The sequence below is a fragment of the Fructilactobacillus hinvesii genome, assembly GCF_024029435.1.
Classification (GTDB): Bacteria; Bacillota; Bacilli; order Lactobacillales; family Lactobacillaceae; genus Fructilactobacillus; species Fructilactobacillus hinvesii.
In genome coordinates, this window is sequence record NZ_CP097118.1 from 1,073,174 (window position 1) to 1,089,865 (window position 16,692).

23 protein-coding genes, 1 tRNA gene and 1 other annotated feature are annotated in these 16,692 nt (G+C 42.1%); of the genes, 1 reads left to right on the top strand and 23 read right to left on the bottom strand.

All coding sequences use genetic code 11. The features are described 5' to 3' along the window. Nucleotides 1-49: 49 nt before the first annotated feature. The 9 genes from nusB to miaA form a co-directional block, all read right to left on the bottom strand. The gene (gene nusB, locus M3M39_RS05415; protein ID WP_252796856.1) at nucleotides 50-448 is read right to left on the bottom strand and encodes a transcription antitermination factor NusB; all 399 of its coding nucleotides are present in this window, start codon (nucleotides 446-448) and stop codon (nucleotides 50-52) included. Next, nucleotides 438-881: an Asp23/Gls24 family envelope stress response protein gene (locus M3M39_RS05420; RefSeq protein ID WP_252796857.1), complete on the bottom strand. Its 444-nt coding sequence runs from the start codon at nucleotides 879-881 to the stop codon at nucleotides 438-440. Before M3M39_RS05420 ends, nusB begins: the two co-directional genes overlap by 11 nt. A 26-nt stretch (nucleotides 882-907) precedes the next feature. Beyond that, entirely contained in the window at nucleotides 908-1,471 is a 564-nt protein-coding gene (gene efp, locus M3M39_RS05425) for an elongation factor P (RefSeq protein ID WP_252796858.1), read from the bottom strand. A 114-nt stretch (nucleotides 1,472-1,585) separates the two neighbouring features. Then, the gene (rpmA, locus tag M3M39_RS05430; protein ID WP_252767259.1) at nucleotides 1,586-1,882 is read right to left on the bottom strand and encodes a 50S ribosomal protein L27; all 297 of its coding nucleotides are present in this window, start codon (nucleotides 1,880-1,882) and stop codon (nucleotides 1,586-1,588) included. 26 nt (nucleotides 1,883-1,908) lie between these two features. Continuing rightward, nucleotides 1,909-2,229, bottom strand: a complete 321-nt coding sequence (locus M3M39_RS05435) for a ribosomal-processing cysteine protease Prp (protein WP_252796859.1) — start codon at nucleotides 2,227-2,229, stop codon at nucleotides 1,909-1,911. Between the two features lie 2 nt (nucleotides 2,230-2,231). After that, nucleotides 2,232-2,540, bottom strand: a complete 309-nt coding sequence (gene rplU / locus M3M39_RS05440) for a 50S ribosomal protein L21 (RefSeq protein WP_252796860.1) — start codon at nucleotides 2,538-2,540, stop codon at nucleotides 2,232-2,234. A 17-nt stretch (nucleotides 2,541-2,557) separates the two neighbouring features. Continuing rightward, nucleotides 2,558-2,632: a sequence feature (ribosomal protein L21 leader region), on the bottom strand. Nucleotides 2,633-2,731: 99 nt separating this feature from the next. Continuing rightward, nucleotides 2,732-2,805, bottom strand: a tRNA-Arg gene (locus M3M39_RS05445). A gap of 52 nt (nucleotides 2,806-2,857) precedes the next feature. Beyond that, the gene (locus M3M39_RS05450; protein ID WP_252796861.1) at nucleotides 2,858-3,382 is read right to left on the bottom strand and encodes a hypothetical protein; all 525 of its coding nucleotides are present in this window, start codon (nucleotides 3,380-3,382) and stop codon (nucleotides 2,858-2,860) included. Continuing rightward, nucleotides 3,372-4,298: a tRNA (adenosine(37)-N6)-dimethylallyltransferase MiaA gene (gene miaA, locus M3M39_RS05455; RefSeq protein WP_252796862.1), complete on the bottom strand. Its 927-nt coding sequence runs from the start codon at nucleotides 4,296-4,298 to the stop codon at nucleotides 3,372-3,374. The genes M3M39_RS05450 and miaA overlap by 11 nt, the downstream gene beginning before the upstream one ends. Before the next feature lie 98 nt (nucleotides 4,299-4,396). On the opposite strand from miaA, the gene M3M39_RS05460 reads away from it, so the two are divergent. After that, nucleotides 4,397-4,573: a DUF3042 family protein gene (locus M3M39_RS05460; protein ID WP_252796863.1), complete on the top strand. Its 177-nt coding sequence runs from the start codon at nucleotides 4,397-4,399 to the stop codon at nucleotides 4,571-4,573. Nucleotides 4,574-4,674: 101 nt separating this feature from the next. Here the strand turns inward: M3M39_RS05460 and M3M39_RS05465 are convergent, their stop codons facing one another. The 14 genes from M3M39_RS05465 to M3M39_RS05530 form a co-directional block, all read right to left on the bottom strand. Then, nucleotides 4,675-5,088: a rhodanese-like domain-containing protein gene (locus M3M39_RS05465; RefSeq protein ID WP_252796864.1), complete on the bottom strand. Its 414-nt coding sequence runs from the start codon at nucleotides 5,086-5,088 to the stop codon at nucleotides 4,675-4,677. A 16-nt stretch (nucleotides 5,089-5,104) separates the two neighbouring features. Continuing rightward, nucleotides 5,105-6,067: an ROK family glucokinase gene (locus M3M39_RS05470; protein WP_252796865.1), complete on the bottom strand. Its 963-nt coding sequence runs from the start codon at nucleotides 6,065-6,067 to the stop codon at nucleotides 5,105-5,107. Beyond that, entirely contained in the window at nucleotides 6,042-6,290 is a 249-nt protein-coding gene (locus M3M39_RS05475) for a YqgQ family protein (RefSeq protein WP_252797984.1), read from the bottom strand. The genes M3M39_RS05470 and M3M39_RS05475 overlap by 26 nt, the downstream gene beginning before the upstream one ends. A gap of 35 nt (nucleotides 6,291-6,325) precedes the next feature. Continuing rightward, entirely contained in the window at nucleotides 6,326-6,991 is a 666-nt protein-coding gene (locus M3M39_RS05480; protein WP_252796866.1) for a rhomboid family intramembrane serine protease, read from the bottom strand. Then, nucleotides 6,984-7,526: a 5-formyltetrahydrofolate cyclo-ligase gene (locus tag M3M39_RS05485; protein ID WP_252796867.1), complete on the bottom strand. Its 543-nt coding sequence runs from the start codon at nucleotides 7,524-7,526 to the stop codon at nucleotides 6,984-6,986. Before M3M39_RS05485 ends, M3M39_RS05480 begins: the two co-directional genes overlap by 8 nt. A gap of 47 nt (nucleotides 7,527-7,573) precedes the next feature. Beyond that, nucleotides 7,574-7,723, bottom strand: a complete 150-nt coding sequence (rpmG, locus tag M3M39_RS05490) for a 50S ribosomal protein L33 (protein WP_252750162.1) — start codon at nucleotides 7,721-7,723, stop codon at nucleotides 7,574-7,576. A gap of 120 nt (nucleotides 7,724-7,843) precedes the next feature. After that, complete coding sequence (locus tag M3M39_RS05495; protein WP_252796868.1) at nucleotides 7,844-9,922, bottom strand: peptidoglycan D,D-transpeptidase FtsI family protein; 2,079 nt, start codon at nucleotides 9,920-9,922, stop codon at nucleotides 7,844-7,846. Between the two features lie 161 nt (nucleotides 9,923-10,083). Then, a complete protein-coding gene (gene greA / locus M3M39_RS05500; RefSeq protein ID WP_252796869.1) occupies nucleotides 10,084-10,560 on the bottom strand; it encodes a transcription elongation factor GreA in 477 nt (158 codons plus the stop codon). A gap of 68 nt (nucleotides 10,561-10,628) precedes the next feature. After that, nucleotides 10,629-11,288 carry a uridine kinase gene (gene udk, locus M3M39_RS05505; RefSeq protein ID WP_252796870.1) on the bottom strand — a complete coding sequence of 220 codons (660 nt, stop codon included), beginning with the start codon at nucleotides 11,286-11,288 and terminating at the stop codon, nucleotides 10,629-10,631. An 18-nt stretch (nucleotides 11,289-11,306) separates the two neighbouring features. Continuing rightward, nucleotides 11,307-13,721: a phenylalanine--tRNA ligase subunit beta gene (pheT, locus tag M3M39_RS05510; protein WP_252796871.1), complete on the bottom strand. Its 2,415-nt coding sequence runs from the start codon at nucleotides 13,719-13,721 to the stop codon at nucleotides 11,307-11,309. Between the two features lie 14 nt (nucleotides 13,722-13,735). Further along, nucleotides 13,736-14,773 (bottom strand): phenylalanine--tRNA ligase subunit alpha, encoded by a 1,038-nt coding sequence (gene pheS, locus M3M39_RS05515; RefSeq protein ID WP_252796872.1) that lies wholly within the window; start codon nucleotides 14,771-14,773, stop codon nucleotides 13,736-13,738. A gap of 274 nt (nucleotides 14,774-15,047) precedes the next feature. After that, nucleotides 15,048-15,392 carry a winged helix-turn-helix transcriptional regulator gene (locus M3M39_RS05520; protein WP_252796873.1) on the bottom strand — a complete coding sequence of 115 codons (345 nt, stop codon included), beginning with the start codon at nucleotides 15,390-15,392 and terminating at the stop codon, nucleotides 15,048-15,050. 14 nt (nucleotides 15,393-15,406) lie between these two features. Further along, the gene (locus M3M39_RS05525; protein ID WP_252796874.1) at nucleotides 15,407-15,895 is read right to left on the bottom strand and encodes an HD domain-containing protein; all 489 of its coding nucleotides are present in this window, start codon (nucleotides 15,893-15,895) and stop codon (nucleotides 15,407-15,409) included. 14 nt (nucleotides 15,896-15,909) lie between these two features. Continuing rightward, nucleotides 15,910-16,677 carry a TrmH family RNA methyltransferase gene (locus M3M39_RS05530; protein ID WP_252796875.1) on the bottom strand — a complete coding sequence of 256 codons (768 nt, stop codon included), beginning with the start codon at nucleotides 16,675-16,677 and terminating at the stop codon, nucleotides 15,910-15,912. Nucleotides 16,678-16,692: the final 15 nt, after the last annotated feature.

Sequence of the window (16,692 nt, forward strand, 5' to 3'; positions counted from 1 at the left end):
TAGATTCAGCAAATTTGAGCTTAAAAAAAGTAGAATCCTAAGTCGGATTCTACTTTTGAATTTGATCTAAAACCGCATTAACAAAGTTAGTGGCTTGCTGATCACTAAACTGCTTGGTCAACTCAAGCGCCTCGTTAATCGCTACTTTACGGGGAACTTCAGTGCTGAATTTAATTTCTTCCACTGCAAGCTGCAGAATAATTAAATCTGCTTTGTTCAAACGCTCCAATTTCCAGTTAGTCGCTAAATGAGCTTGAATGGCATCATTAATTTCTGACCGGTGTTGCTGAACCCCAGTTACTAATTCCTGAAAATAAGCGGGAACTGGATCCACTTTGCCATACGTTAGTTCGCGAAACAACGTGTCTGGATCAGTTTCTTGGTTGTTTTCCTTGGCAAAGAGCGTTTGAAAGGCGAGCACTCGAATTTGGTGTCGATTAATTTTCACGGTCTTCTCCATCACTATCACTATTGAACAAACTATCTGTATCAACTTTGGGAGTTCGTTCTGGAACAATGCCCTCGACGTGAACGTTCACCGCTTGCGCGTGTAAATCAGTCATAACAAAAATTTGTTGTCGGACTTGTTCTTGAATCTGCAATGCCACTTTGGGAACAGAAACGCCATAATCAAAGTAGACATAAACGTCAATATCTAAATCACCGTGATCACCAAGTACCAGTTTAACTCCTTGGGTTCGTTCTTTTCTGCCGAACAAACCTTTCACACTGGTTGAGAGGTTTCCTTGCATCCGGTTAACCCCTTCTACCTGAATTGCTGCAATCCCAGCAATTACTTCAATTACTTGGGGTGCAATTTTAATCTGACCTAAATCATCTTTCTTTGTTGCTAACGTAATAAACTGTTCCTCAGCTGCCATTGTTGCTCTCCCCCAAAATTAGTTTTTTATTTACCCCGTGAAATGTAAGTTCCGTCGGTCGTGTTAATCACTAACTTATCACCTTGGTTAACAAAGAACGGAACCTGAAGTGTCAAACCAGTTGTCATTGTAGCTGGTTTAGAACCACCAGAAGCGGTATCCCCTTTAATTCCAGGTTCAGTTTCAGCAACCTCTAACGTAACCGTCTTTGGTACTTCAATTCCGATGGTTTCTCCTTGGTATTGGACAATTTGTACTTCCATATTTGGTTGTAAGTATGGCATCGCAGATTCAGCGGCTTCCCGTGGAATCGTGATTTGGTCATACGTATCAACGTCCATAAATACTAAACCACTACCATCATCGTACAGGTACTGCATTTTTTTACTGTCAATTTCAGCCTTTTCGACTTTAGCTCCGGAACGGAACGTCTTTTCTTGCACAGCACCCGTCCGTAAGTTCTTAAGCTTAGTCCGCACAAACGCGCCACCCTTACCAGGCTTAACGTGCTGGAAATCAATAATTTTCCAAATTGCGTTATCAACTTCAATTGTTAATCCAGTTTTAAATTTTGCTGTTGAAATTGCCATAAAAATCCTCCGTCTAATCTCTCATTATCATATCAATACTACCAACCAGGGCGCAAGTAAAACAGTCGGTTGATAATAAAAAAGGCCCGCCGTAAGCGGGCCTCGAATCTTTATTTACTTATTAACAGTTTCAGTTGCTGGGTAAACAGAAACTTGACGCTTACTTCTGCCCAAACGTTCGAAACGAACGACTCCATCAACTAATGCGAATAAAGTATCATCTGAACCACGTTTAACGTTTTTACCTGGGTAAATCCGAGTACCGCGTTGTCTGTAAATGATTGAACCAGTTGTAACTGATGAACCATCTGCAGCCTTAGTTCCTAACCGACGACCAGCAGAATCCCGACCGTTTGATGAAGAACCACCGGTTTTATGGTGAGAGAAAAATTGCAAATCCATTTTAAGCATGTGTCATCCACCTCCAAATTAAGAGATTATTCAATTGTTACAAAATCAGAATACTGATCTGTAATTGCGTGCATTCCATTTTTAAAGCTTTGTAATAACGTTTGCCCTGCTGGATCATCCCAGTCTGCTTCTTTTAAAGCAATGGCCAGATAACCACCTTCAGTTTCATTCTGCGTAACCTCTGGAGTTACTCCAGCAACTTGCTCTAGCCCATTTACAGTTGAAATTGCTAGAGCTGAAACTGCAGCACAAACGATGTCATGACCGTATTCACCCGAATCGGCATGACCGGATAATTCAAATCCGGTAATTACATCATGATTAGTAACAAAATGAGCTCTAATCATAATTAGGCGTTAACTTTTTCAATCTTAACTTTCGTGTAAGGTTGACGGTGACCCTTCTTGGATTGGGCCCCCTTCTTTGGTTTGTAACGGAAAATGGTAATCTTCTTGTTCTTGCCTTGTTTTTCAACTGAGCCTTCTACAGAAGCACCATCTACCAATGGAGTTCCTACCTTAGGATTGTCTCCACCAACGAAAACAACTTGGTCAAACGTAACCTTGTCACCTTGTTCAGCATCAAGCTTTTCAACAAAAATGCTTTCACCTTCGGCAACCTTGTATTGTTTACCACCAGTAACGATAATTGCGTACATTCAAATGCACCTCCTCTATAATTGCTTAGACTCGCCAGAGATAAGCGTCGCTTGCGAACTTGTATACTTACACTGTGCGGTTGTAGCTGTGGAAGTCCACAAGTACAACAAAGAAAGTATAGCGAATTTTCCAACCGCTGTCAACCAGGAGCCAAATTAAAAAGTCACCCCCAACTAGGAGTGACTTAAAATGTCGCAGGAGCGACTCGAACGCTCGACCTACGGTTTAGAAGACCGTTGCTCTATCCAACTGGGCTACTGCGACAACATCAACATTAGTAATTATATTGATTCTGCGACAAGAAGTCAACGTTAAATTAGTGGTGAAGTTCCGCCTCTAGTTCGTGTAATTGAGTTGCAAAGGCCTGCTCAATTTGGTCTAATTTCCAGCCATAGTCAACCATTCCCCACTTTAAAAAGAGCATCCATGCATGTTGGAAGGCATCGGACCGCTTTTCGTAATAACTGGTTAATAACATTCGTTTCATCATTAGGTACAAAGTCGCTTTTTGCGCTTGATCGTCAATGTCTAACTGTTGTAGCCGGTCTAAATCAGTTGCCGTTGGCTGACAAACTTGATTCCAATTCATTAAATTGGCAAATAAGAAAAAACTTCTCAAGCAGTGAACAAATTGTTGTAATTGTTGTGATTGCGGTTGTAAATCCGGTTGTGCAACTACTCCTGTTTCTAATCCAGTTGCACCTGCTAAGCGAGCTAACTGCAGATCCAAGCTAACCAGCGCCGCCGTTTGGTGCCGTGGTTGTGTCCAAATTAGATGTTTTTGTACGTCTAACTGTTGATAATAACTCAAAACATCGGTTTGCATTTGTTTAAACGTCATTTGTTTTCCTCCATTTTTGGACCATTTGTTCAATTTCCGTTAGTTGTTCTGGATGCTCAACTAAATTAAACCAGCGCACTGGTAACTGATTTCGAAACCAAGTCAATTGCCGTTTGGCGTAATGTCGTGAATCTTTTTGAATAGCATCCACCACAGTAGCTAAATTTTGTTGTCCAGCAAAGTAAGGCGAAAATTCACGGTATCCAATCCCTTTTAAGGCCGGGAGCTCGGTTCCTTGGTTGCGTAACCATTCGTTTTCTGCAAGCAGTCCCTGTTGCATCATGAGCTTAACTCGCCGATTAATCCGTTCATACAGCAACGACCGTTCGCAGTTTAATCCGATTAACAACGCATCATATTGATCTGGTTGATCTTGCTGGGCGGATGGAATGGATCCGGTCACTAAATAAATTTCCAACGCTCGCACTAGGCGGCGACCGTTATGTACGTCAACCTTAGCAGCCGTTACGGGATCAATTTGCTCTAATTGGTGCCAAAGCGCTGGTGCTCCATCTTTACTTAGGCGTTCTTCCAACTGCTTACGAATCCGTTCGTCAGAACTTTTTTGCCCCCCCAGCTGTAATCCCCGTAACAATGCCTTTAAATAGTATCCGGTTCCACCAGCAATAATTGGGAGTTTTTGGCGGTCATGAATCGCCGGAATTAATGCTTGGCAATCTTTAACAAATCGTTGCACCCCATAGCGTTCTTGAACATTCAAAATATCAATTAAATGATGAGGAACCAATTTTCTTTCAGTTGGAGAAACTTTAGCAGTACCTACGTCTAAATGGCGGTATACTTGCATTGAATCTCCAGAGATAATTTCTCCATTAAATTGTTGCGCTAAAGACAGAGCTAAATCACTTTTCCCAACGGCGGTGGGCCCAACTACGGCTAATAATTTTGGTTTCATTTTCTTCTCACTTTATTAGGTTTTAACACTGGATATCTTACCTCAATTCGAGCATAATAGACAAGGAAAGAACAGTTATTACAAGGGAGGCCCTTACGATGAATAAATTTGGAAAAGGATTTGCTGCTGGAGTATTAACCATGATTGGTGTTGCTGCTGGAGCCGTTTTTTCATTTAAAAAAACGGTTGTAGAACCAATCGAAAAGCAGGAAGAAAAAGCAGACGAAAACCGGAAAAAAGTGATGCGGAAAGCTGGATCTTCGCACCTTGGTTAATGCAAATAGGCACGTCTATATTAACTAGACGTGTTTTTTTATTATCATTAACAACTAACTAAAAGACCAGATGATTACCATTCATCATCTGGTCTTTTTGCTTAACCTTTTTTAACTTTACCGTCCCACTTTTGGTATCCTTCGTTTAAAATAGCTAACTCCCTAAATCCCTGCTGATGCAAAAATTTAGCTGCTTGCACACTTAAAACTTTCGTTTGATCATAAAGATAAACCGGTAAATCAGGACGAAGTTGCTGATACATCATCTTCAATGATGCATATGGAATATTACGAGCCCCTAAAATATGACCATTTTCAAAGCTCTGGTCTTCACGTAAATCAATCACCTGAGCCTTCCGAATCCCTGCTTGAAACTGGGATTCCGACAAAAACTGGGTATACTTTTTAACCCGAAAAATTCTCCAGTAGCGAAACGCCGCTACAACTGCAATTGCAGCCAGCAAAGCCAGCAAGAACATTAGTAGCGTCGTTGCAAATCCACTTGCAATTAACATCAAAAGTCACTCCAGCTTATCTAAATTGTAATGCCATAGATGCAGCTCCAATAACACCAGCATCATTTCCTAATTCAGCTAATTTCAATTTAGTAGAATCGCGAATGGATGGGAAGGCATTAGCTTGGAAGTACTTGGTAGTTGGCTGTAACAACGTGTTACCGGCGTTAGAAACTCCGCCACCAATCACGATGCTAGCTGGGTTCAAAGTGTTCCCAATGTCAGATAAAGCCAATCCCAGGTAGAAACAAATCCGATCAACTACTTGGTTAGCCAAAATATCTCCGTTATCGGCCAAGTAGAAGATTAACTTCGAAGTAATCTTTTCATCAGTTTGTTCCAATTCTGCTAACCGGGAAGTTCCGTTAAATTCTTTGGCCATATCAGCAGCAACCCGTACGATTCCCGTCGCAGAAGCATAAGTTTCCAAGCATCCTTGCTTGCCACAAGTACATTGATAACCGCTTGGTTGAACGGTAATGTGACCAATTTCTCCGGCACCACCATTGACACCATGAAGTAACTTACCGTTGGCAATCACACCACCACCAACTCCAGTTCCAAGCGTTACGAAAACGACATCTTCTTCAAGACTTCCGGCACCCTTCCAGTATTCCCCTAATGAGGCTACGTTGGCATCGTTATCCAAATCAAATGGTAATCCCAAGCCTTCCTGAATTTTTTGACGAATTGGTTGGGTTTTGGCCCAGTTTAAATTGTAAGCTTCAGAAACAGTTCCGTTTTCCCGGTCAACCGTTCCGGGAGTTCCCATTCCGATTCCGATAAAATCGGAACTAGTTTTGCCTGAGTCTTCGATGTGTTGTTGAATTGATTTAATAATGTTCTCAACAATGTGACTTCCATCATCACTAACGTCGGTTAAAATCCGCCACTTTTCAAGAATTTCACCTTGTTGATTTAAAAAGGCCATTTTCGTGGTCGTTCCACCTAAATCAATTCCAATTAAGTTCTTTGCCATCTTTTAATCCTCCAGTTGTCTGTTGTTCTCGTATTGCTTCAATGTGATGCTCATGTTTCAAAACCAACTTAGCAGCCATAAAATCAGCTTGAGAAATCACTTTTGCTTCATGCAAATGATCCAGTTCTAAGGCCATGACCTCAATGTCCCAAATTCGTTTACCAACGTAAACATAAATTCCGAATCGTTTGAGCAGTTGTTGAACATCATATAGATTTTTCATCATTGGTCACCTCGTTGGTTTTAAATTAAGCAGCCCTACTGATTAAATCCAATGATCCACAAGGCTATTATAACAATAATTAAAACGTTTGCATAAATAAATTGTACTTTTTTCGACAATAAATTTGGTCTAGGTAGTCCCAAGATAAAACTACCACAAAATCCCCCAATCAAGCCACCAAGATGACCCCAAGTATCAACTCCAGGTAAAAATAAATCAGAGCCTAAATTGAGGACAACTAACAAGAGAAATGACTGAGCGGTCTGTTTCAGCCATTGGTTTTGGGGCAAGACAATTGCGAGCATTAAGAAAGCCCCAAATAAGCCAAATAGAGACGTACTACAGCCGGCAGAAACGCTGTTTTCACTTCCAAACGCAAAACTAAACAAATTTCCAACGATTCCCGCCCCTAAAAAGAGCACGAGATAACGCCAATGACCCAAGACATTTTCTAGGATGCGGCCAACGAAGTACAACGTTAATAAATTTAAGGTCAAGTGTTGCCACCCAATGTGAATAAAAATGGGGGTAATCAGGCGCCACCATTCTCCATCACGAACTAGTTGGTTAACTTCCCCACCAAAACGAACCAGATTGGGTAAATTAGTTGTCCCGCCGGTAATTGTCATTACCAAAAATACAACCACCATAATCACAATGAGTGACCAAGTAACAACGGGACGGTTTTTCAGGTTAATCATGAGCACCCTCCACTAATAGTTTTTGGATTGGTACATCAAACGAATCAGCAAGCCATGAAGTTGTCACTACCTGATCCCTCTGAGCAAGAGAAATCGTTGCTCCTGAAAAATCCTGTAAGAAGCGGTCGTAAAATCCACCCCCATAACCAATTCGTTGGTGATTACTAAGGCAGAAAGCTACGCCCGGAACAATTGCTAGATCAATATGATCGCTGGAGATTGGATCCCCATTAGTGGGTTCTAGCACCCCGAACCTTGTCTCTTTAAGCTGAGTGCTATCATTAAAAGGATAAAATCGCATTCTTCGACGTGGGAAAGTCCGGGGGATAACAATCGTTTTTCCAGATCGTGTCGCCTCTTCAATGATTGGTTTCGTTGGAATTTCGTGATCCATACTCAGCGTAACCGAAATTACCTGCGCTTTTTGCCATTCTGAAGTAGCAAATAACTGCTGGTATAACTGTCTAAATCGTTGCGAGGTCACATCTTGTTCTGCCAATTTTTGTAAAACAGTGGCTCTAATTTTTGCTTTCATTTGTAATCCTAGTTAATAAAAAAGATTTTGGGCCGCAGCCCAAAATCTTATTTTGTTTCCCGATGTAATGTAACTTTTCTTTCACGTGGGCAATACTTTTCTAATTCTAAACGGTCGGGGTTATTACGACGATTTTTAGAAGTTAAGTAATTGCGTTCGTGGCATTCAGTACATTCTAAAGTAATGTGGACACGCATGTTAAATACCTCCAAACAATGCTTTTTTGATTTATCAAATATAACAAATATTAGTCTACCATCTTTTCAGATTAATTTCTACCAATTATGCAAATAAATGTTAAGTATTTCTACTTGACGCTATTTATCCGCATGCTGAACATCTTTCCAGTAGGCGTTATAAATGTTTTTCGCTAAATCAGTGTTATTGCTTTCCGCATCATTCGGCAAGTTCGTCATGGCCAGTGCAACCACCACTTGCGGATGATCCGACGGTGCATAAGAGGCTAAACTAAGTGTCGTTGTTTCTTGACCATTATAGAAGGTTTGTGCGGTCCCCGTCTTAGCTGAAACCTCGGGCTTTAAGTCTGCCAAGGCGCCCCCAGTCTTATATTTATTGTGACCGTGAACCACTTGATACAGTCCTTGCTTAATTACCCGGTTTTCATCTGTACTCATTGGCACTGTATTTAGAACTTGTGGCATAACGGTTTCCCGAATCGCCCCTAACTTTCCAGTTTTAGCGTTAGTACTCCGCACGTTTTTAACCACGTGAGGCCGAATCCGGTAACCACCATTAGCAATGGTTGACATGTATTGTGCAACTTGAAGGGTCGTGTATCCATCGTAGTTACCAAAGGATTCATCGAGGGCCTTCCCAATGTTAGCAGAGCCACCAGGTCCAGTAATACCCGTGGTTTCGTTTGGTAAATCAACTCCGGTTTTCACTCCGAGTCCAAACTGGTTAAAGTATCCCCGTTCGATGTTAAAAATGTCTGGATTCATGTTTAATGGGGCTCCTTCAACGTAGTGATATCCAGCTTCCTTCATTGCTAACTGCATCATGTATGAGTTAGAAGAAACTTCTAGAGCATCCGCTGCCGTTAGCGAAATGTTCGCATTCCCAGTCTTATTGAACCAAGAACTCTTGGTGGTCCCTCCGTTCTTAATGGGCATATCAGTTAATGTACTACTTTCAGGAGTAATTACCTTACTCTTAAAGGCACCATAGATAGTAGCTCCCTTCACTACAGATCCCATGGTAATTGAACTATTCATAGCCCCCAAATCATTTTGGGTAACCTTCCCCGTCTTTGGATCCCGGTTCACACCGGCCATTCCAATGATAGATCCATTATTAGGATCCATAACAACCGCGTAGGTTCCAGTGGCATTACCTCCGGGTTGAGCCTTTTTCACCATATCCTGGAGTTCTTTTTGGAACTTCCCGTTGATTGAAAGTTGCAGGTTATCCCCGCGGCGCCCTGGATATTTCTTTACCGCTTTGACGATCTGATTATCACTATTGAGTTTGATATCAGTTTGTGACTTTGAGCCCCGTAATACCGGCTCATACTGTTCTTCCAGACTATTATTTCCAGCCGCTTCATTTTGAGAGTAACCCTGCGATAGTAACTGATTCATTCGGCTATCGGGTAATCCCACCTGATTTGAAGTAACCGTTCCTGTAATGGCTTGAATTTCTTTTCCATTTGGATATTCTCTGGTCCAATTGGTTCCCACTTGAACTCCCGGTAATTCCTTCGCATTTTCTCCCACCTTAGCAATTTCTTGGTTGCTAACGTGATCATACTTGACGTAGGTCGTTGTCAACCGGTAAGCCCCACTCATGGAGATATAGATGGCCGCAGCGTTTCTAAACTGTTTGTTTTCTCGATAAGGTGGATTCTTTTGGGCCAATTTTAATTCCGCCGCCACCTTTTGATCTGGATTTAAATTTTGGGCATTTGAAATTTGTTTCGCCATTTGATTTTGATGGTTGGTACTAGCAAGATAATACTGCGCCATCTGCTTTTTAGTTAACTTATTAGTTGGAACTTGAATAATGTTACCTAATTTCGTGGCCACGTTATACATATCGTTAACAGTTACTTTAGGTCCTCTAGTATAAGTGATGGCTCGCTCTGTTTTATTCCCAACCAGCAATTTTCCCGTTGAATCATAAATCATTCCCCGTTGCACGTTTCCATACACGGTGGAGCTATTATTTTTATTTACCGCTGATTTAAAATAATTTCCCTGAATAATCTGTAAATCAGCTAATTTCCAAATTAAGACTGCAAACAAGGCTCCCACCAGCAAAAAAATCAGGTTGAGGCGGAAGGGAATTCGTTTGTTGCCGGCTTCTTGCCGTTTAGTTCGTGTTTTTTTCTTAAAAAATCTACCAAAGAAATTACCCACGATGTTGCTCCTCTTCATTTTTATTTTCATAGTTAGTAATTGTTAAAAACACAACTACTAACATTATCACATTATCAAGAATCAACCGCAATCCAATTATTCTTAAAGTTCGCTTAAATCAGATCAACAAGAAAAAAACTCGCTAAGGATAATCCTTTGCGAGTCTTCATTCTTGATCACTATTTAACGGAAATGATTTGCACGTGCATAACTCCGTCAGGAATCTCAATGTCAACCGTTTCGCCAACTTTGTGACCTAGTAATCCCTTAGCAATCGGAGAATCATTAGAAACCTTCCCTGACAGGGGATCTGCCTCTGCGGCTCCCACAATTTGATATGTCTCTGGCTCTTCGTCCGGAAGTTCTTTAAATTCAACCGTTTTACCGACACTCACTTCATCACTAGCCGTCTGTTCATCATCAACCACTTCTGCAAACTGAAGCATGTGTTCGACGGTATTAATCCGACTTTCTAATAAAGCTTGTTCGTTTTTCGCCGATTTATATTCTGAATTTTCGGATAAATCACCATAACTTCTAGCAATTTTAATTTGTTCAATTACGTGGGGACGCTGGTTAGTCTTTAAATCTTCTAACTCAGCTTCGAGTTTAACTTTCCCCTCTTTGGTCATTGGATATACTTTATCTTCAGCCATCGTTCCACCTCAATTATTTTAGTCAACTTAGAATTTATCACGAACCCCGTCTATTAGCAAATAAAAAGTTAATCAGCAATCACGGGGCCTTCGTCGTCAGTTCCTAAAATTGCTGTAATCTTAGTAGCCAATAAATCAATGGCAACGTTATTTTTCCCGCCGCGTGGAATAATAATGTCAGCATAACGCTTGGATGGCTCCACAAACTGTTGATACATGGGCCGAACCGTGCCTAAGTACTGCTGAATAATTGAATCCAAGGATCGCCCGCGCTCCTCAGTATCTCGCTGAATTCGTCTAATCAAACGAATATCATCATCCGTATCGACAAACACCTTAATGTCCATTAAATCACGCAGTCGGGGATCATTAAGCGTGAGAATTCCCTCTAAAATAATTACATCAGTGGGATCCTGCCGTTCTGTTTTTTCACTCCGTGTGAATTGCGTGTAATCATAGACTGGTTTCTCAATGGTTTCGTAGTGCAACAGTTGCTTTAACTGATTGACCAATAGATCATTATCAAAGGCATCCGGATGATCATAATTAACCTTTTTACGTTCAGCCATACTCATTTCAGCCTGATCTTTGTAATACGAATCTTGTTGGATAATGGAAATCGAGTGTCCCAATAACCGTTGCAAAATTGCGCGACTAACCGTTGTTTTTCCACTACTGGATCCCCCAGTCACACCGATGATGACGGGCTGTGCTTGCTTAGTTGCCATTATGTTTATCTGTCCACCTTATCTAATTTCTGCGTTAAGTTCCGTTTCTAAATGGTGCTCAACCTTTGCCATGGCCTGATTTACCACGTCATCTTGTAACGTTTCACGTGGATTTTCAAAGCTCAATGTATAAGCCAACGATTTTTGCCCCGCAGGAACATGTTCCCCAACGTAAACATCAAAGAGGGTTACATCGTGTAAGAATGCCCCACCGCGTTTCCAAATGATGGCTTCAATTTGATCATTAGTAACGTTATCAGCTACCAACATGGCGACATCACGTTTAATGCCCGGTAGAGAACTGACTACTTGATACTGTGGTTCGTGTTTTGGAGCGGCCATTAACTTATCAAAATCTAAATCAAACACGTAAGTGGGCTTAATTTTAAATTCTTTGGCTGTTTTAGGATGAATCTGACCGATGAATCCAATTACTTCATCGTCTAACTTCACCAGTGCCGTCCGCCCCGGATGCATTTCGGTGATTGTTTCCGTTGGTTCATAAGTAACCGTTCCCTGTAGTGATAAGGTCTGCAAGTACTGCGTTAAAATTCCCTTTACTAAGAAGAAGTCTACCGGGCGACCCTTTTGGTTCCAACTCGTAGTTGGCATGGTTCCAGATAATGCTGCAGCAACGTGTTCAACTTCAGACGGACGCACTTGATCCTCGTGATCCTTATAAAAAACACGACCTTGTTCATATAAAGGAACATTTTCAACACCACGAGCTTGGTTATAAGCAACGTCATCTAACAAACCACTCACAAGGTTCATTCGAAGGACAGAATGATCCTTCGTCATTGGCCATTGCAAGTTTGTTGAAAAACTTCGTTGTAACATGAACATTTCCGCTTTTTCAGGCGTCGTAAGTGAGTATGAAATAGCATGGTTTAATCCCATTCCTTGTAAGGTCTGGCGTGACTTACGCATGGCTTGTTGTTTGGGAGTTAATCCCCCTTCCGTCGTTTGGGTCACTGGCAGAGTATTCGGAATATTATCATAACCATAGATTCGTGCCACTTCTTCAATTAGATCGGCATCAATGTGCAGATCCCAGCACCGGGTTGGAACAGTAACTTGCAATCCCATTGCTGTTTTGGTTACCCCAAAGCCCAAACGTTGAAAAATATTGGTAATGGTGGCTTCACTCAAATCAGTACCAAGAACGTGGTTAATCCGATCAGGTGTGATTTCAATCACCTGTTCAGAAACAGGGGCCTGACTCCCGGTAACAATTCCTTGACTAGCTTGTCCCTTAGCTAATTCTTGGATCATTCCAGCCGCAAAGTTCAGCGCATTAATAACGTTCCCATGGTCAACTCCCCGCTCGAATCGTTGGGAAGCATCAGTGTGTAGACCTTCCTTTTGGGCCATCTTTCTCGTTAAAACTGGATCAAAAACGCCACCTTCTAACACAATGGTTGTCGTTTCAGATGTCACCCGCGTGGGGTTTCCGCCCATTAATCCTGCTAGAGCAACTGGTTGATCGCCACTGGCAATCACAACGTCTTCGGGGTTTAATTCTCGTTCTTCTTCGTCCAGGGTTACCAGTTTTTCTTTGGAGTTGGCCTTTCGGACTACTAAGTTTGCGGAAGGCAATTGATCTAAATCGTAAGCATGCAATGGTTGGCCCAGAAACAACATTACGTAATTAGTAACATCGACAACGTTATTAATGGGTTTAATTCCCGCATTCCAAAGCCGAATTTGAAGCCATAAGGGACTAGGTTGCACGTGGACGTTTTTTACAACCTGCAGGTGATATTGGCTTGCTAACTGCTCGTCAGCACTAGCCGTAATGACCGCTGAACTTTGTTCCGTTCCCGTTGGTGCTTGTGGCGTTGCCTTGAAGTTAGCTGGTTGATCTAAAACGGCCGCTAAATCGTACACAACCCCGCGCATGCTCAACATGTCACCCCGGTTGGGCGTCACATCCAAATCAATCATGGCGTTGTTCATCCCTAAATAGTCATAAACTTCGGCTCCCAGTTGGGCATCGTCTGGAAGAAAATAAATTCCATCTTTCCATTCGTCAGGGACAACTTCCTTTGGAAAACCAATTTCATCAAGAGCACAAATCATTCCATCTGATTTAATCCCCCGCATTTTGGCTTTCTTAATTTTTACGTTACCGGCTACTCGAGCTCCTGGCATCGCTACAATAACTTTTTTACCCACTTCGACATTAGGAGCTCCACAAACAATTTGTTGGGGTTCGTCACCACCAACGTCCACTTGGCAAATGTTCAAATGACCTGCATCCGGATGCTTTTCTAAAGAAATGATTTGCCCTACAACCAATTTCTTTAACCCTGTACTGCGTTTGGTTACCGAATCAACCTCAACGGAAGTGCGCTCAATTTTTTCTCCTAGAGCATCTGGATCCAGCTTTAGATCCAAATACTTACTTAACCAATCATACGAAAGTAACATCATTCACCCTCCTGTTAATCAAACTGAGTTAAAAATTTTAAGTTGTTTAAGTAGAAATCACGAATGTCATTAACCCCGTATTTCAACATGGCAAACCGGTCTGGTCCCACTCCAAAGGCAAAACCGCCGTACGTATCGGGATTAACTCCTGCCATTTTTAACACGTTTGGATGGACCATTCCTGCTCCAAGGACTTCAATCCAACCAGAACCCTTGCAAACGGCACAGCCCTTACCACCACAGTTCATACAAGTAATGTCAGCTTCCACAGACGGTTCCGTAAATGGAAAGTAGCTTGGTCGTAACCGCACTTGAAATTTATTTCCAAACAGGGCATGCGTCATTGCTTCTAAAGTTCCCTTTAAATCAGCCATTGTAATGTGTTTATCAATTACAATCCCTTCGACTTGATGGAACTGGTGGGAATGGGTCGGATCATCCGTATCCCGACGAAACACCACCCCAGGGGAGATCATTTTCAAAGGTCCCCGACTAAAATCATGAGTTTCTAAAGCCCGGGCCTGCATCGGTGAGGTGTGGGTCCGCATTAAAATTTCTTTGGTAATGTAAAACGTATCTTGCATATCTCGAGCCGGATGATCCTTTGGCAGATTCATCATCTCAAAGTTGTAATGTTCTTCTTCTACTTCTGGACCACTTAAAACCTGGTAGCCCATTCCAATGAAAATATCTTCAATTTCATCAATAATTTGTTGGATGACATGCGGATGTCCGAAGGGAACTTGATTACCAGGAAGTGTCACATCAATTTTTTCCGCAGCTAATTTGTGATTCAAAGCGGCTGTTTCTAATTCCGTTAATTTGGTCTGTAACGCCGCCGTTAGTTCGTCACGGATTTGGTTGGCTAAGCTTCCTACCACTGGCCGTTCAGAAACTGGTAACTTAGCAATTCCACGTAGCGTTTGGGTAATTGATCCTTTTTTACCTAATAGTTGGACCTTAATTTGGTTTAAAGTTGCTTGATCCGAAGCAGCTTCAATTTGTTGCAAGCCATTTTCTTTAATCGTGGTGAGCTCTGTCTGTAAACTCATAGAAAATCCTCCTTATTCTTGTAGTCCGAAAAAAAAGCCCCGCCCCTGACCGGGACGAAGCTTCGCGTTACCACCCAAATTCGTAGGTTACCCTACGCACTCAATGATGGATAACGAACACCAGTCGGACATCTTTATGGATGCCTACAGTCACAAGCGAATTCAGTTTCTAAAGCCACTTTCAGCGGACGTGACCTCTCTGTCATAATAATGAAACGTACTACTTCTTGGACTATTGTAGCTACTAAAAATATAAATCATTCGAAAAGACCGGTCAAGCTTCATCATCTCCATGACACCATTTATCGGCCCACGCATGGGTAGCTTCCATCACTGGCCGTAAATCTTGGCCCTTTTGAGTTAAATCATAAAAGATTAATGCCGAATCTGAACTTGTTTTACGCGCAACAATCTCATCTTCTTGTAAATCTTTGAGCCGAGCAGTTAAAACTCGATCACTGCAATCCGGAATTTTCAATGCCAGTTCCCCAAAGCGTAAGGGACCACTAACTAGCAAGGATTGAATAATCATCCCATTCCATTTTCTTCCCAAGATTTGAAAGGCTGCTTGAAAGCTGGCACAAAGACACTTTTCGTCCCGCATTCTCTTTTTCCCCATTATCAGGAACCTCCTCATTCTTTCTTTTTTAATGTTTTTTTTACCTTATTTTCGAGTGGTTGCATAAATTCATTTACAGCTGCGTAATCATCTACTAAAGAAACAATGACACTCTCCTTGTACTTGGGTCGTGCTAACGTTAACCCCCACATGTGTTTTAAAATAATATCTTCTTCTTTAGGTGTCAACTTAGTAATCTTTTTAGCGTTTCTAAGTGCCACCCGCGGGTGAATAAAAGCATGGCTTCCCACCGCAAACTTGGTCGTGCGCCAATCATAATAAAACAAATCGTGCAGTAAACCACCCCGAGCTGCAGCCCGGTAATCTAAGTTCATCTTTTTGGCGATTCGATAACTTTCATAAGAAACGTAGATGCAATGCTTCAGCCGGGTCGAATGATGGTGCTGCGTATAGTTAGCTAATTTCTGGACCGCCGGTGCTGCTAATAAGTCTTGGACACAGCTAAGGTACTCTGGATCATTTTTCCAGTCATTCTTAGTCATCTGCTCACCTCATTTTAATTGGCCTTAATCCGAAACATAATCACTGCCGCGGCAATGGCAACGTTTAAGGACTCGGCCTGACCTGTAATTGGGATATACAAATTTTTAGTTGTTTGTTGCAACAAAGTTGGGTCCATACCATTTCCTTCGTTACCCATGATCAGGGCAAAGTCGGTTTGGGGCTGCACCTCACGGTAGTTAACTGCTTGAGGATTCAACTCCGTCCCGTATACCGGCCGTTGGTGGTCGTGAAATTGAACAACTAACTCCTCTAGATCAGTTTCAACCATTTGTAAATGAAATTGACTCCCCTGCATTGCACGTAAAACTTTTCCATTGAACGGACTAGCAGTCCCCTTGCCAAAGGCCACCCCACTAAATCCAGCGGCGTCTGCTGTTCTCACCATGGTTCCAATGTTACCCGGATCCTGGACCTGATCCAATAGTAACCACGCTCCACGATAATCAGGGGTTTGGGCTGGATTGGGTAATTTACAAACCAAAAAAATCCCTTGCGGTGTCATAGTCTCACCCAACTCTTGCGCTACCGCAGTAGAAATTAACGTAACTGGTCGGCCCGTTAAATCAGCTCCATGTTCCAGATACTGATCATCGGTTGCATAAATCATTACTACATCCGCGGCCGGCACAGCTTCTAACGCCGCTTGGACCAGATGCCAACTCTCTAAAAGGTATTGTTGCGCCTGTTTCCGCCCCTTGGTAGTAGTTAGCTTCTTAACAGCTTTAATTTGTTGATTGTGCTTTGAATTAATTCGTTCCATGATTGTCCCCACTCG